Below are 20,845 nucleotides of genomic sequence, written 5' to 3'. Positions count from 1 at the left end.
ACGAATGCACTCCCGGTTTGTTTTTGTCCCTGATGGCCAAAAACTCCCATTTGCATTCCCCGCTCCGCACGCTTTAAGACTTGTCTCCCAATGCTCTTGAAGACTCTCACGCAACCGCAGGAATGAAGATCGCACTGGATGTCATGGGGGGCGATTTCGCCCCGCAAAATCCCATAGGTGGCGTCAAGCTCGCCCTCGAGTCGCTGCCAGCCATCACCAAGCTTTTTCTGGTGGGCGTTCCGGACGCTATTGAGGCTGAACTGAAGACTCAGGGCATTTCCAGCCCGAAACTGGAGATCGTCCCCGCCAGCCAGGTGGTGGAAATGTCCGACAGCGGGCTGGACGCCGTGCGCAAGAAGAAGGACAGCTCCATCAGCGTGGCTGTGGACCTCGTCAAGGCAGGCAAGGCGGACGCCGTCGTCAGCGCCGGGCACACCGGAGCCGCCGTCACCGCCTCCCTCATCAAGATGCGCACGCTCTCGCACATTGAGCGGCCCGCCATCGCCTCCATCATGCCCTCCCTCACCAAGCACTGGGTGCTCATTGATGCCGGGGCCAATCCGGACAGCGAGCCCAGCCACCTGGTGCAAAATGCCATCATGGGCAGCGCCTTTGCCCGCCATGTGCTGGGCCGTCAGAACCCGACCGTCGGCCTCATGTCCAACGGCACTGAGGAGGAGAAGGGGAATGCGCTTTGCAAGGAAACCGGCAAGCTCCTTCGCCACACCGCAGGCATCAACTTCATCGGCAACGTCGAAGGCCATGACGTCTGGGAAACTCCGCCGGATGTGGTCGTTTGCGACGGCTTCACCGGCAACGTCATTTTGAAAAACGCCGAGGCGCTGGCCCACACCATCTTCAGCATGGTGAAGAGCGAAATTAAGAGCGGCTTCTGGACGAAAATCGGCGGCCTGCTCGCCAAGCCCGCCTTCAAGCGCGTGCACCATCGCACCAACCCCGATGAAGTCGGCGGCATGCCGCTGCTCGGCCTTCGGGGCATCACCATCATCTCCCACGGCAGCGCATCTCCGCTTGCCATGAAGAACGCCATCCGGCAGGCTTGCGAATCCATCCAGCATCAGGTGGGGCCGCACATCGAGGCCGCCGCCACTGCCCATTCCATCTCCCTCCATGCCCGCTCCTAGTTCCCAGTCCTTTTGCGCTTCCAGCATCATCGGCACCGGCAGTTACATGCCTGAAAAAGTGCTGACCAACGACGACCTCTCCAAGATCGTTGACACTTCAGACGAGTGGATCACCTCCCGCACCGGCATCAAGGAGCGCCGCATTGCCGCGGAAGATCAGGCCACCAGCGACCTCGCCGCTGAGGCCGCCCGCCGCGCCATGGTCAGCGCCGGCGTCTCTCCGGAGGAAATCCAGCTCATCATCGTCGCCACCGTCACGGCGGACATGTTCTTCCCCTCCACCGCCTGCTTTGTGCAGAAGAAGATCGGAGCCACCAACGCCGTCTGCTTCGACATCTCCGCCGCCTGCTCGGGCTTCCTGTATGCCCTCCAGGTGGCACGTCATTTCATCAATACCGGAAACCGCACCACCGCCCTCGTCATCGGCGCGGAAAAGCTCAGCAGCCTCATCAACTGGCAGGACCGCAACACCTGCGTGCTCTTTGGCGACGGTGCAGGTGCTGTGGTCATCCGCCGTGCCGACGAGGAAACCGAGGCGCCCGGCCGCGTGCTCTCCACCGTCATGGGGACAGACGGCACCCTGGCAGACGTGCTCAAGGTCCCCGGCGGCGGCTCTGCCTGCCCCATCACCCCGGAAAACGTGGCATCCCACCCTAACACCATCCACATGGAAGGCCGCGAGACCTTCAAGCATGCCGTCACCCGCATGCTGGAGGCCTCCCAGCAGGCCCTGGAGATGGCCGGGCTGAGCCCTTCAGACGTGGCCCTAGTCATCCCGCACCAGGCCAATGCGCGCATCATCAGCGCCATCGCCGAGCGCCTGAACCTGCCGCTGGAGCGCGTGTTCATGAATCTGGACAAGTACGGCAACACCAGCGCCGCCACCATCCCTGTCGCATTGGATGAAGCCAACAAGGCAGGCCGCCTCAAAAAGGGCGATGTCGTCCTCCTCGTCGCCTTTGGCGGCGGCTTCACCTGGGCCAGCTCAGTGGTGCGGTGGTAAATGACCGCCCTCCTTCTCTGAGCGACTCCATAATCTCGAGGACTCCCGTTCCACGTGCAAATGAGGTGAAAGTGCTCATTGCTTAATGCAGGGCAGGCTGTCTGGTGAGGCATGTCGCAGCGTTTGAAAGGATTGACCTGAACTCGCCCGCTTTGCCACGGCGTATTGCTTTCTTGGGAAACTACCCTCCCCGGCTGTGTGGACTAGCAACCTTCACCCACGATCTTTGCGAAGCAGTCGCCGCAGCGGCCCCCTCCACTGAGTGCATTGTCGGCGCGGTCAATGACTGTCCTGAGGGCTACGAGTATCCGTCCCGTGTGCGCTTTGAGCTGCAGGAAAAAGACCTCGACTGCTACCGGCGGGCTGCGGATTTTCTGAACTTCAATAATGCCGAGGTGCTGTGTGTGCAGCATGAGTTTGGCATCTACGGCGGCCCGGCGGGCAGCCATCTGCTGACGCTGCTGAAGGAGGTGCGCATGCCGGTCGTGACGACCCTGCACACGATCCTGGGGCAGCCAAACACAGCACAAAGGCATGTGATGGAAGAACTCATCCGCCGCAGCGACCGCTTGATCGTGATGGCGCGCAAGGGGGCGGACATCCTGCGCGACACCTACGCCGTGCCAGACGCAAAGGTGGACATCATAGCCCATGGCATTCCGGACATGCCGTTTGCCGATTCGGACATCTACAAAGAGCAGTTCGGCGTGCAGGGGCGCAAAGTGCTGCTGACCTTCGGCCTGCTGGGGCCGGGCAAAGGAATTGAGCATGTGATCGAGGCGCTGCCAGAGATCGTTCGCAGGCATCCAAATGTGGTGTATCTCGTGCTGGGAGCCACGCATCCGCATTTGCTGGCGCGTGAGGGCGAACGCTACCGCCTCAGCCTCGAACGACTGGCTGAGGACTGCGGTGTGAAGGAGCACGTCATCTTTTACAACCGTTTCGTGTCTCTGGAAGACCTGAAGGAATTTATCGGAGCGACGGACATTTACCTTACTCCTTACCTTAACGAGGCGCAGGTGACCTCCGGCACGCTGGCCTATGTTTTTGGCGCTGGAAAAGCCGTGGTCTCCACGCGCTACTGGCATGCTCAGGAACTGCTGGCAGACGGGCGTGGCGTGCTGGTGCCGTTTCGCGATCATGCGGCGATCTCCGATGGCGTTTGCAGCCTGCTGAACAATCCGGAGCGCATGCGGAAGATCTGCTTGGATGCCTACGCGCTGGGGCGGGATATGATCTGGCCGGCCATGGCTGGACGCTACCTCGAATCCTTCCAGCACGCACGTGCAGACCGCAAAGCCGCGTCCCGCACGGCCTTCGCCGGCTGGACGCTGGACAACCGCTCTGGAGACCTGCCGCCGCTGCGCCTGGACCACGTCATGCGCATGAGCGACAGCACCGGCATTTTTCAGCATGCGATCTTCACCGTGCCAAATTTTCACGAAGGCTACTGCACCGATGACAACGCGCGTGCCTTCATCCTGTGCAACATGCTGGATGAAAACGGCGGTGGGCCACCTGTGGAAAACCTCAGCAGCTTGGCAACGAGCTATCTGGCCTTTCTGGCTGCCGCATTGAATTACACGACGGGGAGGTTCCGGAACTTCATGAGCCATGGACGGCAGTGGCTGGAGGATGCAGGCAGCGAGGACAGCCATGCGCGAGCACTCTGGGCCACGGGTAATGGCGCAGGACGCTCCCGCAACGAGGGGCATCGCCGTCTTTCCGCACAGTTGTTTGTTCGCGGTCTGGCCGCCGTAAGCGGCTTCACCTCCCCCCGTGCATGGAGCTTCACACTGCTGGGCATCCATGAATACCTGCGGCAAAACGAAGGCAGCGCGGAGATCAGCGCCATGCGCGTGATGCTCACCCGCCGTCTAGTGCAGCGCTGGAAGTATTCCGCCACGGATAAGTGGCCCTGGTTTGAAGACAGCGTGACTTATGAAAACGCCCGTCTGAGCCAGGCGCTGCTCCTCAGCGGACAGTGGATGCCGGATGCTGAGGCGCTGGAGATCGGCCTCAAATCGCTGCAGTGGCTCGTCTCCATTCAGAAGACACCCTCCGGCTGCTTCCGTCCCATCGGCAGCAATGGTTTTTATCATCGCGATGGCGCACGTGCCGACTTTGACCAGCAGCCGCTCGAAGCGCAGGCCATGGTCGCCGCATGCCACGAGGCCGCACGCGCTACTCAGGACGAATCATGGTCGCGCGAGGCAAAACGCTCTTTCGAGTGGTTTCTCGGCCGCAATGACCTCGGTCTTGCAGTGTATGACTTCACCACCGGTGGCTGTGGAGACGGCCTGCACCATGACCGTGTGAATGAAAACCAGGGCGCGGAATCCACCCTGGCCTTCCATCTGGCGCTGGCGGAAATGAACTGCGCCAAACAGCTGCACAGTCCCCCCTACACTTCATGAGTAACATCCGCCTGCGTCGTCACGAGATCACCCTGATGCCTGAAAGCGCACGCGTCATCATCCGCCCCTTCATCCCTGGAGACACCGGCCGCATCACCACGATCATTGGTCGTGCGCTGGCGCTGTCAGAGGAGGAGGTCGTTCGAGAGCTGGACGTGGTGCGTCACGAATTTGCGGCACGGCATTTCGACATCGCCAGCCTGCTGCAGATCCACTTTGAGAAAGTGCGGCATCATGTCTTTACACACAAGCCTCTTTCGCTGGAGCGGCAGCTTCTGATAGGTGCGCTGTTCTCTGGCGAGTACGCACTCGAGTCTGCGGCTATTTTCAATCCATCCATCGTCCCCCACCCGGATCAAAGCGGAGCGGAGGAAGGCGGGCTGCGTTTTGTGATGAGCCTGCGCGCCACCGGGGAAGGCCACATCTCGTCCATCGAATTTCGCGCAGGCTCCATCTCTGCGAAGGGAGCCATCACGCTGGATCCAGTGTCACGATTTGTCACCGTGCCGGAGATCGTGCCGAATCCGAGCTACAAGAAAAAGCGCTTTGTGATCAAGCTCTCCGAGATGGGCTTCGACGACCAGCACGCCACCGCTGTGATGGGGCCTCTGTCGGAGAACTTCACCCGCAGCGATCTGAACAAAAGCGTGGGCACCGTGCGGCACGCGGCGCAGCCTGCGACGCGTGACCTGACACGGACCTTGGAGTGCCTGCAGTGGCTGGCAGACTCAAACTACGAGCTGCGATTCTCCGAAAAACTGGCCATGAGCGAGCGCATTATCTTCCCCGTGTCCCCGAATGAGACGAACGGCATCGAGGATGCACGCTTTGTGCGCTTTCTGGAAGACGACGGACATGTGATGTACTACGCCACCTATACCGCCTACAATGGCCGCGCCATCCTGCCGCAGCTTATCGAGACGGAGGATTTTTTGAATTTCCGCATCCTCTCTCTGAATGGCAGCGCCGTGCAAAACAAAGGCATGGCGCTCTTCCCACGGCGTGTTGCCGGGCGCTACGCCATGCTCTCGCGCCAGGATGATGAGAACCTCTTCATCATGTTTTCAGACAGCCCCCATCACTGGAGCGATCCCCAGATCATACTGCGTCCGTGCGAAATGTGGGAGTCGGTGAAAATAGGCAACTGCGGCTCTCCCATAGAAACCGAGGCGGGCTGGCTCGTCATCACGCATGGCGTCGGCCCCATGCGCAAATACTGCATCGGTGCGGCGCTGCTGGACCTGAACGACCCCGCCAAGGTGATCGGCCGCCTGCGTGAGCCCCTGCTGGCCCCTGAGGGCAACGAGCGCGAGGGCTATGTGCCCAATGTCGTTTACAGCTGCGGCTCCATGCTTCACGGTCGCGATTTGATCCTGCCCTACGCCATGAGTGACAAGGCTTCGGCCATCGCGAGCATCTCGCTGGACGAATTGCTCGAAGAACTGCTGGCAAGCCGACAGTGATGCTCCGGTGTTGGAAAAAATGAACGGAACCGCACGCCTCTTGCGTGGGATGTGCGCCGCTGACCTCTGGTTTTTGAGGGTTTTGCAGCCCTTTGCGGTCGTGGCCCATCCCTTTTCACTTTCCACTTCTCTGTAACCCGCCATATTCTGCACCCCTTTTTGCCCTCTTAGATCATGGCCTCCAAGCGCATCGTCCTCAAATTCGGTTCCGGCATCCTCACGCGCAAAGACGCTCCAGAGCCTGATCCCGTTCAGCTGCGCAAGCTCGTGGAAGCCGTCGCTTTGCTGAAGCGTGCCGGGCACTCGGTGGTCGTCGTCAGCAGCGGCGCCGTGGCCTCGGGGCTGAAGCCGCTGGATTTCAAGCAGCGTCCCTCAGACGTGACCACCCTCCAGGCGCTGGCCGCCGTGGGGCAGACGCACCTCATGCACGCCTACGAGTCCCTGCTGCGGGATCACGGCCTGCACGTCGCTCAGCTTCTCGTCACACATGAAGACTTTGAAAACGCTGACCGCGCCCCGCGCGTGAAGGCTGTGCTGGACCGCCTGATGGAGTTCACCCAGGTCGTCCCCGTCATCAATGAAAACGACTCCGTCGCCATCGAAGAGCTGCGCTATGGGGACAACGACAAGCTTTCCTCCCGCGTCGCGCGCTTCTGGGGCGCGGATGTGCTCATCCTGCTGACCAGCGCCCCCGGCCTGCTGCGGGACATGAAGAAGCCCGAGGAAGGCCCGATTCCCGTGGTGGCGGACGTGGACGAGGTGATCCACCACGCCGAAGAGGAAAAATCCGCCCTCGGCACCGGCGGCATGATTTCAAAACTGCGCGCCGTGCAGGACGCGGTGCATGGCGGTGTGGAGTGCATCATTGCCTCCGGACGTCATGCCGAGCAGATTCCCCTCCTCATCGAAGGCCAGGGCATTTGTACGCGCTTCCCGGCCTCTCATTCGTAATCCTGATTCATCATGGCATCTCCAGACATCGCCACCCTCCTCATCCACTGCCCGGACCGCCCCGGCCTTGTGCATGATGTCACCGGCTTCATTTTTTCGCATCAGGGGAACATCATCGACCTGCAGCAGCATATCGATGAAGAGCAGAACGCCTTCTTCATGCGCCTGGAATGGAGCCTGGAAAACTTCACGCTGGAGAATGAGGAGATCGAGGCACGCCTGCAGCCCCTGGCACGCCGGCATGAAATGCAGATGCGCCTGAGCTTCGCCAGCCAGCGCAAGCGCATCGCCCTCTTTGTGACCAAGGAGAACCACTGCCTCTACGACCTCCTTGCACGCCATGAGTCCGGTGACCTTCCTGTGGACATCCCGCTGATCGTCGCCAATCACGACACCCTGCGCCCTGCGGCGGAGCGTTTTGGCATTCCGTTTCATCACTTTCCCATCACGAAGGACAACAAGCTCTCACAGGAGGCGGCTCAGATCGAACTGCTGCGCCAGCACCGCATCGACACCGTCGTGCTCGCCCGCTACATGCAGATCATCAGTCCGGCGATGATCGCCGAGTTTCCGCATCGCATCCTCAACATTCACCACAGCTTCCTGCCCGCCTTCGTCGGCGCCAAGCCCTACCATCAGGCCTTCCAGCGCGGTGTGAAGATTATCGGTGCCACCAGCCACTATGTCACGGCTGACCTTGACGAGGGCCCCATCATTCATCAGGATGTTATGCGGGTCAGCCACGAGGACAGCGTTCACGATCTCGTCCGCCTCGGGCGCGATCTTGAGAAAACCGTTCTCGCCAAAGCCCTCTGGTGGCATGTGAGAGACCGGGTGCTCGTCTTCAAGAACAAGACCGTGGTCTTCGACTGAGGCTGGGCCGCTGCCACACGGTGGCGGCCTATTTCTTCGCCTTCGCTCCGCTCGATTTGGCAGCGGAATCCTTGGCAGCACCAGACTTCGTCGGGTCTGCGGCTGGCACACTAGGTGGGAGAGTCACTGGCGCTGTGGCAGGCGGCTGCAGGGCAGGATTCATCGCCGGAGGCGTCAATGTTCCCGGAGTGCCCGGGGTGGCAGCGTCTGCGGCTGGTGGCGGCACCACCGGCGGCGGTTCGGGCTTCTTGAACGGGTCCTCCCACACATGCAGCGCATAGCCAGCCCCCAGTCCGCCGACTTCTCCCAGCAGCGCCTGGCATTTTTCCTGCCATTTGGCCAGGTTCGGTGCGCTGCGTTCCTTTTCGGCAGTGCCCGGAAAGATGAGATAGGTGACCTTCAGGTCACTCTCCGGGCGGATGTAAGGAGTCGCCTTGGGATTGATGGTTTTGGCCATCAGCAGCGAGGCCTCGCCCATCTTGAAGCTCGGGCCGTAGTCACCGCAGATGGCAGGATAGATTTTTCCTTCGTGAATGACGGCGGCGTAGTCGCCGATCTGCGGTGTGAATTTGTTCTGGTCCGCATAGCCGCGGAACAGCAGCGAAAGGACGATGAAGGGGTCCTTGTCCGCGATGAGGCTGCTGCGCACTTTGAAATCTGCCACCTCAAGCTTGAGCTGGTCGATCATGACCTTGAGCTCCCGGTTGCGTGCAGTGCTCAGGCCTTTCTTCGCGTACTCATCCTGGGCTTTTTGCAGGCGCTCCTCCCATCTGGCCAGGAGCGGATTCGGGGTCTTGCTCGTTTTGGCCCAGGCATAGCTCGTGAAAGGCTGGTAGTAGTCTGAAAGGTAGATGTACTCATCCAGCGTCGGCATGCGGTCACCGTCTGAACCGTCGGCCACGACGTCCATTTCTGACTGGATCAGCAGGGCACGGCGCTGCGTGGCCGGGTGGGTCAGTTCGAGGATCGTCTCGGTGTCATAGAAGTTGTGACGGTCCAGGATTTTGTTCAGCCGCGTCAGGTCGTTCTGCACCCGGCTGGTTTTGTTTTCGTACAGCTTGTGGTAGAAGCCGCTCACCTTCGCCGCCTGAAGCATCACCTCGAGTCCGGGCAGCATGGTGGGCAGGTTTTTGTTGATGCGCGAAAGCTCGTCCAGAGTCTGGTTTGCCTTCGGTACCCGGATGCTCAGCTGGAATTCCGCCTTGTAAGCTTCGGGATCAAGCCGCTCCAGGCTGGCGAAGCCGCCCTGCTCGGTGATCAGGTTCGTTTTGACGGTGATGCCATTGAACAAGGTGGCCACATCAATGTCTTTGCGCGGGATGTATTTCTCCGGCAGCGGCGGCTGGACTTCGCGTATGACCTCCTTGGTCACTTCTTTGACCACGGGCACCTCTTTGATCACATCACGCATCACATCGCGCGTGACGACGCGTTCCTTCGTGCTTCGTGCGGAGGCCACGATGTCTTGGATGCCTTTTTTGATCTTGCCGGCAAAAGGGGTGAATGGCAGCACCAGGGCAATGACCAGGGTCAGCAGAAACAGCACTTTGATGAGGGAGCCAAAGCACCCGCGTTTCGGACGCTGAGAGCCTGGCTGGGGAAGGGGGGGCTGTTTGGTTTCCGAAGACATACGCGTGTGGGAAATCTAACCACGTTTCAGCACCAAGGCCAGCGCATCATCCTTCTTCCAGACGGCCTTCTTTGAGAAGCAGCCGGCGGTCGCCCCTTTTGGCCAGGGTCTGATCATGCGTGACAACGATGAGGGTCTTCCTGGCCTCATCGACCACCTGCATCAGCATGTCGATGACGCCGCTGCCCGTGCTTGCGTCGAGGTTGCCCGTGGGCTCGTCGGCATAGATGATGCCGGGGTTGTTGATGAGCGCCCGGGCGATGGCCACGCGTTGCTGCTCCCCGCCTGAAAGCTCCGTGGGCAGGTGCTGGAGGCGCGCGCTGAGCCCCACTTTGTCCAGCAGTTCGCGCGCACGCTCTTCGGCTTTTTTGCCGCCGATCATGGCCGGAAGCACCACATTTTCCAGCGCCGTGAGTTCCGGCAGCAGAAAGTAATGCTGGAAAACAAATCCCATGACTTCGTTGCGCGTGCGTGCGCGCTCCGCCGCCGCCGCTTGGTACAATGAGCGGCCATGCACCAGCACATCTCCCGAAGTGGGCTGCTCCAGCCCTCCTAGCACGTAAAGCAGGGTGGTTTTGCCAGCGCCAGACTGGCCGCATAGAAACACCTTTTCCCCGGCGGCGACTTCGACATTGACACCACGCAGCACGGGCAGGTCATGCCCGGGGAGATGGTACGTGCGGTGCACATCGTGTGCGGCGAGTGGGGCTGCTTCCTGGCTCATGTAAATAAGGTGCGCACGCTCCGCAGATGCCACGCGGCGTCAAGGCAGGATGCCCGCCAGGGTGCGTTGTTTGAGCGCTTCATACATCACGATGCCTGCCGCCGTCGCCAGATTCAGGCTCCGCGTGCCCTGCATCGGGATGCGCAGGCACTTCTCCGGCTGGATCACGGAGGCCGGAATGCCCCGGGTCTCCGGTCCGAAAACGAGAAAAATTTCCTCCGCTGAAAGGTCGGCCTCCCAGTAGGTCTGCTCGCCCTGGCATTCGATGAACCAGCAGGCAGCCCCGGCGGGCTTCTCGGCGGCAAAGGCCTCCCAGTTGTCCCAGACCCTCACATCCACCTCGGGCCAGTAGTCCAGGCCGGCGCGCTTGAGCTGCTTGTCATCCAGGCTGAATCCAAGCGGCTTGATCAAATGCAGCCGGGCATTGGTGGCCAGACACAGCCGCCCGATGGCCCCCGTGTTGTGCGGAATTTCCGGCTGAAACAGGACGACGTTCAGCATGCGGCCTCAGCCTTTGAACACAAAGAATTTCCGGCAGATGAAATTGACCAGTGTGGATGAAACGATCAGCAGGAGCTGCGCAACGAAAGTGCTGATGCCGTACCACTTGATGAGATAAGGTCCGGAGACCAGGCCGATGCCAAAACCAATCGAACTGATGGTGGAGAAGTAGATGAACTCCAGCACCCGGTGATGCCGTCCCGGAGTGAAGACCCAGAGGGAGTTGGTCACATAGGCAAAGATGTTGCCAAAGAAGAAGGCAATGATGTTGTTGTAGATGCTGTTCACTGCGCGCACCGCATCGGTCACACCGCTGTCCACCAGGGCGGGATACATGCCCCAGCGGGAGAGGGAGTAAAAGATCACCTGGGTGATGGTCAGCGAGCCGATGCCGCAGATCCCGTACTTTATGAACTGGACCAGCGGATCGGTGTCGCGAATGTTCAGCCGTGCCCAGATAGCACGCCAGTCGTTCTCGCGGAAAAATGAAAGAGCCTCACCGATTTTTGACATCATCAGGTGAGGCTCTCCGGGGATCGTTGCTCTGCAAGCAAAGATGCGCTGCGTTTAGTAGTAGTGGTAGTTGCCGTTGCGGTCGTAGTAGCCCTGCTGCTGCTGGCGTCCGCGGTAGCCCTGCTGCTGTCCCTGGTAGTATTGCTGCTGGTTGCGCTGGTCACGAGCATTGCCAATGGCGTTGCCACCCAGGGCACCAAGGCCGGCACCGATGGCGGCGCCTTCCAGGCCACGTCCGCTTTGGTTGCCAATGATGCCGCCGACGGCTGCGCCGCCAAGCGCGCCAATCACCGAACCTGTTTGTGCATTAGGGCCCGAGGCGCAGGAGACCAGCGAGAGGGCAGTGAGAGCTGTGAGGAGGGTTTTTTTCATATGTTTAGGATGTGAGTGACTGGGATTGGACGTTGGTTGCATCAGTAGTAGTAGCCACGACGACGGTCGCGGGCGTTGCCGATGGCGTTGCCGCCCAGGGCTCCGAGCGCGCCACCGATGGCTGCGCCTTCCAGTCCGCGTCCGCTTTGAGAGCCGATGATGCCGCCGACGGCAGCTCCGCCAAGGCCGCCGATGACAGCCCCTTGCTGGGCACCTGGGCCAGTGGCGCAGGAGGAGAATGTAGCAGCAGTGAGAATGGAGAGGATGAGATGTTTCATAATAGTGTTAATATTGTGATCAAGCAGACTGCTTTGTCGTTAAATACGACTGAATTGTTCATAAAGAAAAGAGAAATCCTCCTGCACACGGCAGGTTCTCGCCCGGAATATCCCCTCCATGAGATCTCCGGACACCCCCGGCTTTCTTTATTTGACGCGCATTCTGCCTGCGGCTACAAAGCCGTCCGCCTCCCCCCCTATCCAACTTCCTTATGCACGTGCGTTTCTTCCTTCGTTGCCTGTTTGCAGTTTCTCTCGTCAGCCTCGCCGCGTTACCGGCCAAGGCGGAGCAGCTCTCTCTGGATCATCCCTGTGCCGCGCTGGTGAAAAAATATCTCACCGCCGTCGTCCAGCAGGACTGGAAAACCGCATCCCAGATGCTGGTTCCTTCCTCCTTGGAGCGCCGCCAGCGTGAAACGGTCAACATCATCAAGTCCGCCCCCACCATGTCCGACGAGGAGAACATGCTCGCCGGTTACAACGTCAAGGGCGTCAGCGATCTTGAGAAGATGACCCCTCAGGAGTTTTATCAGGTGGATCGCGAGGCATGGCACAAGAAGCTTAAGCTCACTCCTGAGGCTACCAAGCGGAAGCAGGAAACCCTCAAAGTCATCGTGCTCGGACTCGTCGAGGAAAAGGACAAAGGCTACGTGCACGCCACCGTCCGCACTTCCCAGGAAACTCTCACCGACAAGATTGAGGAGCTCTTCCTCATCTCTTTCATCACCGATCCGGCCAATCCCAAAAATTACCTCATCTCCCCCGAGATGAAGGACCGCCCTGTCATCACCCCGCTTGATGGCTCCGCGCCCAAGGAAAACTGATCGTCACAGCAGCCCTCGCAGTGCGCTCAGGAGCACTTTGCCCAGATCGCTGCGAGGTATGGCATTCAAAGTTCGGACATCCTGAATCTGCTCAAAAAGCCTCAGCGTTTCGTTGAGGCCTTTTTGCATCTCCGCGGCTTCGCTCTCACTCATGCCGCTCACGGCCAGCACCAGCCGGCTCTCTCTGCGCGCGTCTGCCACATCGCACACCGCCGCATCCGCAGTGCCTCGACCGAGCTTGAGCCGCAGCGCTTCGATCCGGTCCTGAATGGGGCCCAGCGTCACGAGTTCTCCCAAAATTTTCACCGTCCCTGCCATACGCCCCATGAATCGCAGGCATCGCATGCCATCCGTTTCAAAAATCTCCACATGATCTCGCGTGCGCAGTCCCTCGCCAGGGATGTTCTCCCAGCGCCAGCAGCCTCCCTCCCGCACGGCGTAGCCTCGGGCGAGTGCAGGGCCGCTCACGGTCAGCACACCTTCGGCATCGGTGCGCACTTGCCAGATTGGCAGCACCTTCAGTGCAGAGCCCGGGCATGACTGGGCGGCCACACTTGAGCCCGTCTCTGTCATGGCATAGGTGCGGTGCACCTGCCAGCCCAGGGCCAGCGCCTCGGCCTCCAGCTCGGCATTCAGGGCGCCCCCGCCCACCAGCACCGCACGCATGCGCGCTGGTGCACGCAGTCTTGCGGCCACGAGGTCAAAGACCTGTGTGGGCACCAGGGAGGCCAGCGTGGCCTGGGTGCTCTCACACGCCTCCACAAAAGACAGCGCACTCCATTTTCCCTCCAGCCTGGAGACGGCGCTGCCGCTGAGGTGCGCCCGTGCCAGGATGCCGAAGCCTCCCACATGGTGGGTCGGCAGTGCGAGCAGCCAGCGGTCCTCGGCTGTGATGCCAAAGTGCCTGTTCACCGCATCTGCGGAGATCAGCAGCGCCTCCTTGGTCAGCCCCACCCATTTGCGCACGCCCTCCGTCCCGCTCGTTTGAAAGAAACACCAGCCTTGCGCCTTCAGCCCGTGCAGCGCCATTTCCGCCAGCCCCTCTGCCTCCGGTGTTGTTTCGGAGTTTGCCACCCACACACCGCCCTCAGTCCAGAATTCGGGCCCGGGTTTTACAGCCGTCTCCATGGCAAACCCTCCAGGACATCTCCAAAACCCAGCCCGCCGCCGCTGCGGTCCGCTGACAAACAGCCCCCATGGGAGGTCACACGCTCAAAGAACTCATCCTTCTCGAACAGATGCTCGGTGCACAGTCCGCAGAAATCCAGCGCCTGCCCCTCGGACAGCGCCACCGCCGCCTCATAGGCCGCAAACATCTGGCCAAAGGCATGATCCATCGCCGAGGTCAGCACTAGCGGCTGCTGCGGATGAGTTTCCGCCACCGTGCGCCAGTCACGCCGCGCCGGTTTCACCACCACCGCATCAAAGCCCTGCGTGCCGTCCTTCCAGCCCTTGTCCAGCGCCAGCTTCACCCCCCACTTTTGTCGCACAGCTTCCCAGGCCTCCGCGTTGTAAGGGAAGGGGTCCTCCACGAAATCCAGCGCACGGTACACCCGCAGCGGCATGAACTCGATGAACTTGCCAAACGTCAGCCGGTCCAGCACGCCGTTAAAATCCACGCGCAACCGCACACCCTGCGTTTCAAACCGCTTCGCGCAGCCTTCCAGAAAGCGCGTTGTCTCGCCGTAGTTCGCAAAACCCTTCGCCTTGATCGCAGGCCAGCCTTCCGCCAGCACGCGCTCCATCTGCGCCTCGGTGTCGGTGGCAAAGCTCCACGAATAGTGGCTGCGCGGGATCTCCAGCCCCTCAAACAAGCTCACGCCCGCACGCCGCGCCTCTCCGTCCAGCTCCGCACAGCGCAGCGCCATCGCCGTCACCGGAGTCGTGACTCCTTCGCTCAGCAGCCTCAGCTGCTCCTCCACCGGAGCATCGCCAAATTCCGGCCACGGATGCACGCAGCCGTAGCCTCCGTTCACGCAGATCAGCGCTCCCGCAAACACTCTCCTCACGGAGGCCGCATTCAGTGCCACCCCGCTGCGCAGCAGGTATTCATGGTAGTAGATGGGGGCGTCGGTCATTCGGGTATGGGACTATACATCATAGACCGCCTGTCTGACCTCTTCCATAAAAGCCTTTCTTCACCGCATCACGTCCGCACTCTTCACGATTCCCCAGCTTATGAGTACGGCAAACAGCAGAAGCTGCCCCCCGCTCATGGCCAGCAGGCGGTTGTGCCCGCGGCCAGGCGGTTCGGCGATCACCCGCCACGCGACAAAAAAACCGATGGGCAGTGTGATCAGCGGCAGTGTGAAAGCCCTTGGCCAGCCCTGCTGAAACCAGTAAACGCCCGCTGCATGCGCTGCGGCTAGGAGTAACACAATCTCCGCCCGTGCAAACCCCACGCCTAAGCGCACCGCCAGCGTCTTTTTGCCGGTCTGCCCGTCCTCCGCGACATCGCGCAGGTTGTTGATCGCAATCAGCACCGTGCTCAGGCAGCCGATTTGGAAGCCGGCCACCACCGCCGCCACGTACCATTCACCCGTTTGCACAAAGGCCGTGCCCGTCACCGCCACAAAGCCGAAGAACAAAATCACAAACAGCTCGCCCAGTCCGCGATACGCCAGCGGCACCGGCCCGCCCGTGTAGCCAAAGCAGAAGTAAAGCGACGGAATGCCGATGAACAGAATTGGCAGCCCCCGCGCCTCAAACAGCGGCACCGCCAGCAGTGTCGCCACCGCCAGCATCAGCCACGCCGCCAGCTTTACCGCCTTCGGCGAAGCCACACCGCTGGCAGTGATACGCCGGGGCCCGATGCGCGCCTGCGTGTCCGCACCCTTGATCGAATCCAGCGCGTCGTTGAAAAAATTCGTCGCTATCTGCAGCGCCCCGCAGCTCCCCAGCGTGCAGAAAGCCAGCCACCAGTCGAAATGTCCCGAGATTTTCGCCGCCAGCGCACATCCCACCACGACAGGAGCAATCGCAGCCCCCAGAGTTTTAGGGCGTGCGGCGGCGATCCAGTCAAAAAGGTGAGGCATGAGGTGGAAGGAATGACGAATTCCTGACCCACCGCAAACTCTTCGTCATTACTTTGGCATCTCCACCTGCCCATTCGACATCAGGTAGGCGATCAGGTTCTTGACGTTTTCATCTCCCAACGCGGAGAGCAGTCCTTCGGGCATCAGAGACATGGGCAGCTGCTCCTGCTTCACGATCTGCGTGCGCTCGATGACGATGCGCTCGGCAGGCGTCTGCACCGTCAGCGTGCGCTCCGTCTGCTCGGGGATCACCCCGGTGATGGTGCGGCCGTCCTTGAGATTGAGCACGCTCACACGGAAATCCGCCGGCACCACGGCGCTGGGGTCCAGAATGTTTTCAAGCAGGTACTTCAGATTGTGGCGGTCGCTGCCCGTCAGTTCGGGCCCGATGGCACCACCCTGGCCGTACATCTTGTGGCAGGCGCTGCAGACGGCCGTGAAGATCATGCGGCCTTTGGACGGGTCAGCCTTGGCCAGCGTGTCCTTCGTCAGCAGTCCTTCCCATTTCGCAAACTCCGCCTTCTTTGCTTCCGGTGTGTCACGAATCTCGCCCCAGGCTTCGGTCAGCAGCTTGGTCAGGGATTCATCTCCGAGGCTGCGGATCTGCCGTGCCTGGAAGGGGGAGATCGCCGTCGTCGGCACCTTCTTGTCCTTCACCGCCTCCAGCAGCGCCTTGGCGTAGCTGGGGCGTGAGCTCAGCGTCGCCACCGTCGCGGCCTGCTGCTCCTCGCTGCGGCCCGGCCAGGGGTTCAGCATGGCTTTGGGGATGTTCGGGTCATCATAAGCGGCCAGCGCCTTGCGGGCATCGGTCCCCAGCACCTTGTCATTGATCTGGCCGCGTATCACCGCCAGCAGCTCCGGCTTGGCGCTGCGTGTCAGGCTCTTGAAGGCGTTCAGGCGCGCATTGGCGTCGCCCTCCGAATTTTTCACAATGGCGATCAGTTCATCCGAGGCACGGCCGCTGCCAAAGACCATGGAGAGTGCCTGAATGTTGGCGGTGCGGGTCTTGGCCTCTTCGGCGTCTCCTGCTTTGTCGGCAGAAGCCTTGGTCACAAACTCATCCCAGCCCTTCGGCTTCTTGGCAGAGCTGAAGCCATCCAGCCCAGCGGTGATTCCGGCGAGCACGTCTGTCCGGGCTTCGGGGCTGTTGTTCATCAGCGCAACCAAGGCATCCACCGCCTCAGGCTTTGCCTCGATCATCTCCGCAATCCGGCGGGCCACCAGCCTGCGCATGGTTGGCAGTTTTGCTTCCTTGATCAGCTCCACGCCCTTCATCGGATCGGCGGCCACAGCGGGCTCGATGCCATACCACACCATCAGCGGCTGCTGGCGGTCGTCTGCGTCCTCGGCGTGCCTGGACAGAGCCGTAGCGATAGGCCAGCGTTCTTCAAGCGGAAGGCGTTGCATGTCGGAGGCTGTTTGCAGGCGCACGAGTCCGTCCTTGCTGTCGGCATCCGCCAGTCCGCGCAGCGCACGCGGGGCAGGTCCGGCACCCTTTTCATACTGCTGCTGCAGTTCCATGCGGGCCCACCAGTTGTTGTCTGCGGAGCGCTCGCCTTTCTTGGGCTCCCCATACACAATCTTGTAAATGCGTCCGCTCGTCCGGTGCACGCCGTCGTTGTCGTGGCATTCGCCGCCGTCGCTCCAGTCGGAGACGATGACGTTGCCGTCGGGACAGGTGAGGAGGTCGATGCCGCGGAACCACTTGTCCTTGGCCTTCATGAAATCAGGCGCATGCTTGCCCACGTAACCGCAGCCCTGACGCTCCAGCTTGTCCACATTGATACGGTTGCCGTGCAGGTTGCAGGTCAGCACGGCGCCTTGGTACTCCTTGGGCCACAGACCGCCCTGGTAAATGAGCATGCCCACGTGGGCGTGGCCGCCGCCGAGCTCGTCGGTCTTGGGGCTGGCGCCGCTTTTGCGGATGTCACTCCACTTTTCCGCGCCGGTGTCCCAGTGGAAGTGGTCGGCGGTCTGCTCGATGACTTCATACACGTGCGGATTGAGATGCGTGCCAAACATGCGCCGGTAGTACGCGCCAGGGATGGCGTGCCAAAGGTGGCCGATGACGGTGTTGATGAAGAAGAGATCGCCATTGGCCGTCCAGTCATGGCCCCAGGAGTTGGTGCCGCCGTGGCAGACGGTTTCCAGGATTTTTTGCGTGGGGTGGTAGCGCCAGATGGCGCAGTTCATCCTCACCCGCTTGTCAGCCGGCGTGCCGGGCGCGCCTACCGCGGAGGTGTCGGTAATGCCGTGACGGCCATACAGCCAGCCGTCCGGGCCCCAGCGCAGACCGTTGACGATGTTGTGACCGATGGTTTTCACATTGAATCCGTCCAGCAGCACCTCGGGCTCCCCATCGGGAATGTCGTCGCCATTCTTGTCGGCGATGAAGCTCAGCGTCCCGTTGTTCAGCACCCACACGCCGCCGTAGCCGATCTCCACGCTGGTCAGATAGCTGCCGCCTTCCCAGAAGACCTTGCGGCCGTCGTGCTTGCCGTCTCCGTCCTTGTCTTCCAGGATGATGATGCGGTCCCGCAGCTTGGTGTCCCAGCGCATGGGGTTCTCGGCATAGGTGTAGTTTTCCGCCACCCAGAGTCGGCCCTTCTTATCCCAGCTCATCGCAATTGGCTGCTGCACATCCGGCTCGGCGGCAAACACCACGCACTTGAAGCCCTTCGGCAGCTCCATCGTCCGCGCCACCTCTTCCGCAGGCATGGGGTCGCCCTTTTCGGTGTTGAAGGGTTTGGGAAACTCGTCGGCCAAAGTGGCGAGAGTCGAAAAGGACAAGAATGACAGAAAGGCGGCGCGACGTATGCTCATAAACGAAGTGGACCTTTCCAAACGCCCGGTTCGTGCGCAATCTTCAATTCATCCCATGAAACACATCCTCTTTTCACTCGCCGTGTTTTCCGTGTGTTTTGGGGGAAGTCTTGCCGCCGCAGTCAAAGAAGGCGTCAAATCCAAAAGCCCCCAGGCTCGTACCGCCGCCGATCTCGCCGAGGCCATCCGTCCTTCGCTGGTCAAAATCACCCAGATCGGCCGTGAGGGCACCGACGGCATCGGTTCCGGCTTCATCGTGAGCGAGGACGGTTTGATCGCCACCAATCTGCATGTCATCGGTGAGGCCCGCCGCCTGCAGATCGAAATGCACGACGGCAAAACCCATGCTGTCACCGTCGTCCAGGCCAGCGACAGCCATCACGACCTCGCCCTGCTGAAAATTGACGCCAAAGGACTCAAGCCCCTGCCGCTGGGAGATTCCGGCAAAGTCCGGCAGGGAGAGCCCATCGTCGCCATGGGGGCTCCTGAAGGGCTGGGTTTCAGCATCGTGCAGGGCGTGCTCTCGGCCACGCGCGAGGTCGATGGCCAGGAGATGCTCCAAGTCGCTGTGCCCATCGAGAAGGGCAACAGCGGCGGCCCGCTCCTCGACATGCAGGGAAATGTCCTGGGACTGCTGACCTTGAAGTCTCTCAAAACAGACAATCTCGGTTTCGCCATGCCCGTGAACGAGCTCAAAATGCTGATCGAAAAGCCCAATCCTGTGCCCATGTCACGTTGGCTCACCATCGGTGCGCTCAATCCCAGACAATGGCAGACCTATCTCGGGGCGCAGTGGACGCAGCACGCGGGAGTCATTCGTTCCGAATCTGTCGGCTCAGGCTTCGGCGGCCGTGCACTCTGCCTTTCGACGCAAAAAGTGCCCGATGGCAGTTTTGAAGTTTCTGTGACCGTGCGTCTCGATGATGAGTCTGGAGCCGCCGGCCTCACCTTTTGCTCCGACGCTGCAGACAGGCACTACGGCTTCTATGCCTCGGGCGGCAAGCTGCGCCTCACCCGCTTTGACGGCCCCGATGTCTATTCATGGACCATTCTGGCGGATGTCCCGAGTGACGCCTACAAGGCCGGGGAGTGGAATACGCTGCGCGTCCGTGTCGAGCCGGAGCGCATGGTCTGCTTTGTGAACGGCAGGCAGGTCATCGAAAGCAGCGACACCGGCCTGCGTGGTGGCGCTGCAGGGCTGTGCAAATTCAGGACCACCGTGGCCCAGTTCCGCAATTTCCGCGTCGGAACTGACCTCGCTGAGAAACCGCTGCAGCCTGAGCTCGCCTCCCAGCTCCGCTCCAAGGTGGAGGAATACATCGCCGAAGCCACCAGCGCCGACAAAACGCTGGAAGGCCTGCTGGAAAACCCCTCTGCCGCCCGCCGCGTGCTGGTAGAGCAGCGCCGCAGGCTTGAGGAAGAGGCGGTCAAACTGCGCGATCTCGAGCGTGAGCTGCACCGCCGGGCCATGACCAAGGAAATTCTGGCCGAACTCGCCAAGCCCGAGCCTGAGATCAATCTGCTGCGCTGCGCCCTCCTGCTGGCGCGCCATGACAATCCGGAGATCGACATCGCAACCTACCTGAACAGCTTCAAGGCCATGGTGCTGGATCTCAAAGACGACCCCGAAATCAGCAAAGGCACCATTCCTGCCGTGAAGAGACTCAACCGCTACCTCTTTGAGGAAAACGGCTTCCACGGCAGCCGGGGCGACTACGGCAGCCGCTCCAACAGCTACCTCAACGAGGTCATCGACGACCGCGAAGGCCTGCCCATCACACTGAGCCTGCTCTACGTTGAACTCGCCTCAGCCCTGGGCGTTCAGGGCGTGTTTGGCGTGCCGCTGCCCGGCAAGTTCATGGTCGGCTACCGTGACGGTCCTGAAGGCGAGCTCCAGCTCGTGGATGTCTTTGAGCATGGGAAGCTCGTCACGGTCGAGCAGGCGGCGCTCGATCTCACCGAAGACGGTCATTTCCCGGAAGGATCCCTCTCGCCCACCACCAAGCAGGCCATCCTCCTGCGCATGCTGCGGAATTTGATGAGCAGCGTCTTCGACGACAGCCGCTCCCTCCGGGAGTCACTGCCTTATTTGAACCTCGTCCTGGCCATTGATCCTCAGTCAGCCGCCGAACGCCTCACCCGCGCCCAGATGCGCCAGCGTCTCGGGGAAAAAGCCGGCGCTCGCGAAGACGTAACGTGGCTGATCGACAACTTTCCCGCTGACGGCCCTCCCGAGCTCATGCAGCAGCTCGACCGCTGGCTGCAGTCGCTGCGGGAGTAAAGTTGCCCAGTT

At 61.1% G+C, this 20,845-nt stretch carries 18 protein-coding genes; 8 read left to right on the top strand and 10 right to left on the bottom strand.

All coding sequences use genetic code 11. The features are described 5' to 3' along the window. Window positions 1–122: 122 nt before the first annotated feature. From plsX to purU, 6 genes are all read left to right on the top strand, one after another. On the top strand, window positions 123–1,145 hold the full coding sequence (gene plsX / locus ACZ5WW_RS05165; protein WP_377167061.1) for a phosphate acyltransferase PlsX: 1,023 nt from the start codon (window positions 123–125) through the stop codon (window positions 1,143–1,145). Continuing rightward, entirely contained in the window at window positions 1,132–2,148 is a 1,017-nt protein-coding gene (locus ACZ5WW_RS05160) for a beta-ketoacyl-ACP synthase III (RefSeq protein WP_377167063.1), read from the top strand. Before plsX ends, ACZ5WW_RS05160 begins: the two co-directional genes overlap by 14 nt. Before the next feature lie 173 nt (window positions 2,149–2,321). Continuing rightward, entirely contained in the window at window positions 2,322–4,565 is a 2,244-nt protein-coding gene (locus ACZ5WW_RS05155) for a glycosyltransferase family 4 protein (RefSeq protein WP_377167065.1), read from the top strand. Further along, window positions 4,562–6,028, top strand: coding sequence for a glycoside hydrolase family 130 protein (locus ACZ5WW_RS05150; protein WP_377167067.1), 1,467 nt, complete (start codon window positions 4,562–4,564; stop codon window positions 6,026–6,028). The genes ACZ5WW_RS05155 and ACZ5WW_RS05150 overlap by 4 nt, the downstream gene beginning before the upstream one ends. 174 nt (window positions 6,029–6,202) lie before the next feature. After that, window positions 6,203–6,979, top strand: coding sequence for a glutamate 5-kinase (gene proB, locus ACZ5WW_RS05145; RefSeq protein ID WP_377167069.1), 777 nt, complete (start codon window positions 6,203–6,205; stop codon window positions 6,977–6,979). A gap of 12 nt (window positions 6,980–6,991) precedes the next feature. Next, complete coding sequence (gene purU / locus ACZ5WW_RS05140) at window positions 6,992–7,852, top strand: formyltetrahydrofolate deformylase (RefSeq protein WP_377167071.1); 861 nt, start codon at window positions 6,992–6,994, stop codon at window positions 7,850–7,852. Window positions 7,853–7,880: 28 nt separating this feature from the next. Here purU and ACZ5WW_RS05135 read toward each other — a convergent pair whose 3' ends face one another. The 6 genes from ACZ5WW_RS05135 to ACZ5WW_RS05110 are packed head-to-tail and all read right to left on the bottom strand — an operon-like array spanning window position 7,881 to window position 11,870. Continuing rightward, window positions 7,881–9,482: a glycoside hydrolase family 75 protein gene (locus ACZ5WW_RS05135; RefSeq protein ID WP_377167073.1), complete on the bottom strand. Its 1,602-nt coding sequence runs from the start codon at window positions 9,480–9,482 to the stop codon at window positions 7,881–7,883. 46 nt (window positions 9,483–9,528) lie between these two features. Beyond that, window positions 9,529–10,206: an ABC transporter ATP-binding protein gene (locus ACZ5WW_RS05130; protein ID WP_377167075.1), complete on the bottom strand. Its 678-nt coding sequence runs from the start codon at window positions 10,204–10,206 to the stop codon at window positions 9,529–9,531. 39 nt (window positions 10,207–10,245) lie between these two features. Then, window positions 10,246–10,707, bottom strand: coding sequence for a tRNA (cytidine(34)-2'-O)-methyltransferase (locus tag ACZ5WW_RS05125; protein WP_377167077.1), 462 nt, complete (start codon window positions 10,705–10,707; stop codon window positions 10,246–10,248). A gap of 6 nt (window positions 10,708–10,713) precedes the next feature. Continuing rightward, window positions 10,714–11,223 carry a GtrA family protein gene (locus ACZ5WW_RS05120; RefSeq protein ID WP_377167079.1) on the bottom strand — a complete coding sequence of 170 codons (510 nt, stop codon included), beginning with the start codon at window positions 11,221–11,223 and terminating at the stop codon, window positions 10,714–10,716. Between the two features lie 51 nt (window positions 11,224–11,274). Then, the gene (locus tag ACZ5WW_RS05115; protein WP_377167081.1) at window positions 11,275–11,592 is read right to left on the bottom strand and encodes a glycine zipper domain-containing protein; all 318 of its coding nucleotides are present in this window, start codon (window positions 11,590–11,592) and stop codon (window positions 11,275–11,277) included. 41 nt (window positions 11,593–11,633) lie between these two features. Beyond that, window positions 11,634–11,870 (bottom strand): glycine zipper domain-containing protein, encoded by a 237-nt coding sequence (locus tag ACZ5WW_RS05110; RefSeq protein ID WP_377167083.1) that lies wholly within the window; start codon window positions 11,868–11,870, stop codon window positions 11,634–11,636. 212 nt (window positions 11,871–12,082) lie between these two features. Here ACZ5WW_RS05110 and ACZ5WW_RS05105 point away from each other — a divergent pair, with 212 nt between their 5' ends. Further along, entirely contained in the window at window positions 12,083–12,694 is a 612-nt protein-coding gene (locus tag ACZ5WW_RS05105; protein ID WP_377167085.1) for a hypothetical protein, read from the top strand. A gap of 3 nt (window positions 12,695–12,697) precedes the next feature. On the opposite strand, the gene ACZ5WW_RS05100 is transcribed toward ACZ5WW_RS05105, so the two are convergent. From ACZ5WW_RS05100 to ACZ5WW_RS05085, 4 genes are read right to left on the bottom strand one after another with little or no spacing between them, the layout of a single operon-like run. Continuing rightward, entirely contained in the window at window positions 12,698–13,822 is a 1,125-nt protein-coding gene (locus tag ACZ5WW_RS05100) for an AMP-binding protein (RefSeq protein WP_377167087.1), read from the bottom strand. Beyond that, window positions 13,807–14,772 carry an enolase C-terminal domain-like protein gene (locus ACZ5WW_RS05095; protein ID WP_377167089.1) on the bottom strand — a complete coding sequence of 322 codons (966 nt, stop codon included), beginning with the start codon at window positions 14,770–14,772 and terminating at the stop codon, window positions 13,807–13,809. The genes ACZ5WW_RS05100 and ACZ5WW_RS05095 overlap by 16 nt, the downstream gene beginning before the upstream one ends. A gap of 60 nt (window positions 14,773–14,832) precedes the next feature. Beyond that, the gene (locus ACZ5WW_RS05090; RefSeq protein ID WP_377167091.1) at window positions 14,833–15,729 is read right to left on the bottom strand and encodes a 1,4-dihydroxy-2-naphthoate polyprenyltransferase; all 897 of its coding nucleotides are present in this window, start codon (window positions 15,727–15,729) and stop codon (window positions 14,833–14,835) included. Window positions 15,730–15,777: 48 nt separating this feature from the next. After that, window positions 15,778–18,519 (bottom strand): PVC-type heme-binding CxxCH protein, encoded by a 2,742-nt coding sequence (locus tag ACZ5WW_RS05085; RefSeq protein WP_377167093.1) that lies wholly within the window; start codon window positions 18,517–18,519, stop codon window positions 15,778–15,780. A gap of 88 nt (window positions 18,520–18,607) precedes the next feature. On the opposite strand from ACZ5WW_RS05085, the gene ACZ5WW_RS05080 reads away from it, so the two are divergent. Continuing rightward, window positions 18,608–20,833 carry a trypsin-like peptidase domain-containing protein gene (locus ACZ5WW_RS05080; protein WP_377167095.1) on the top strand — a complete coding sequence of 742 codons (2,226 nt, stop codon included), beginning with the start codon at window positions 18,608–18,610 and terminating at the stop codon, window positions 20,831–20,833. Window positions 20,834–20,845: the final 12 nt, after the last annotated feature.

Source organism: Prosthecobacter fluviatilis (assembly GCF_055388355.1).
Note: the sequence above shows the minus strand (reverse complement) of the source record. Positions and strands in the feature narration are given on the sequence as shown.

What these genes read in the sequence shown, in the direction of transcription:
- plsX (WP_377167061.1), top strand. Translation starts at nt 123, where the DNA reads ATGAAGATCGCACTGGATGTCATGGGGGGCGATTTCGCCCCGCAAAAT.
- ACZ5WW_RS05160 (WP_377167063.1), top strand. Translation starts at nt 1,132, where the DNA reads ATGCCCGCTCCTAGTTCCCAGTCCTTTTGCGCTTCCAGCATCATCGGC.
- ACZ5WW_RS05150 (WP_377167067.1), top strand. Translation starts at nt 4,562, where the DNA reads ATGAGTAACATCCGCCTGCGTCGTCACGAGATCACCCTGATGCCTGAA.
- proB (WP_377167069.1), top strand. Translation starts at nt 6,203, where the DNA reads ATGGCCTCCAAGCGCATCGTCCTCAAATTCGGTTCCGGCATCCTCACG.
- purU (WP_377167071.1), top strand. Translation starts at nt 6,992, where the DNA reads ATGGCATCTCCAGACATCGCCACCCTCCTCATCCACTGCCCGGACCGC.
- ACZ5WW_RS05135 (WP_377167073.1), bottom strand. Translation starts at nt 9,482, where the DNA reads ATGTCTTCGGAAACCAAACAGCCCCCCCTTCCCCAGCCAGGCTCTCAG.
- ACZ5WW_RS05130 (WP_377167075.1), bottom strand. Translation starts at nt 10,206, where the DNA reads ATGAGCCAGGAAGCAGCCCCACTCGCCGCACACGATGTGCACCGCACG.
- ACZ5WW_RS05125 (WP_377167077.1), bottom strand. Translation starts at nt 10,707, where the DNA reads ATGCTGAACGTCGTCCTGTTTCAGCCGGAAATTCCGCACAACACGGGG.
- ACZ5WW_RS05120 (WP_377167079.1), bottom strand. Translation starts at nt 11,223, where the DNA reads ATGATGTCAAAAATCGGTGAGGCTCTTTCATTTTTCCGCGAGAACGAC.
- ACZ5WW_RS05115 (WP_377167081.1), bottom strand. Translation starts at nt 11,592, where the DNA reads ATGAAAAAAACCCTCCTCACAGCTCTCACTGCCCTCTCGCTGGTCTCC.
- ACZ5WW_RS05110 (WP_377167083.1), bottom strand. Translation starts at nt 11,870, where the DNA reads ATGAAACATCTCATCCTCTCCATTCTCACTGCTGCTACATTCTCCTCC.
- ACZ5WW_RS05105 (WP_377167085.1), top strand. Translation starts at nt 12,083, where the DNA reads ATGCACGTGCGTTTCTTCCTTCGTTGCCTGTTTGCAGTTTCTCTCGTC.
- ACZ5WW_RS05100 (WP_377167087.1), bottom strand. Translation starts at nt 13,822, where the DNA reads ATGGAGACGGCTGTAAAACCCGGGCCCGAATTCTGGACTGAGGGCGGT.
- ACZ5WW_RS05095 (WP_377167089.1), bottom strand. Translation starts at nt 14,772, where the DNA reads ATGACCGACGCCCCCATCTACTACCATGAATACCTGCTGCGCAGCGGG.
- ACZ5WW_RS05090 (WP_377167091.1), bottom strand. Translation starts at nt 15,729, where the DNA reads ATGCCTCACCTTTTTGACTGGATCGCCGCCGCACGCCCTAAAACTCTG.
- ACZ5WW_RS05080 (WP_377167095.1), top strand. Translation starts at nt 18,608, where the DNA reads ATGAAACACATCCTCTTTTCACTCGCCGTGTTTTCCGTGTGTTTTGGG.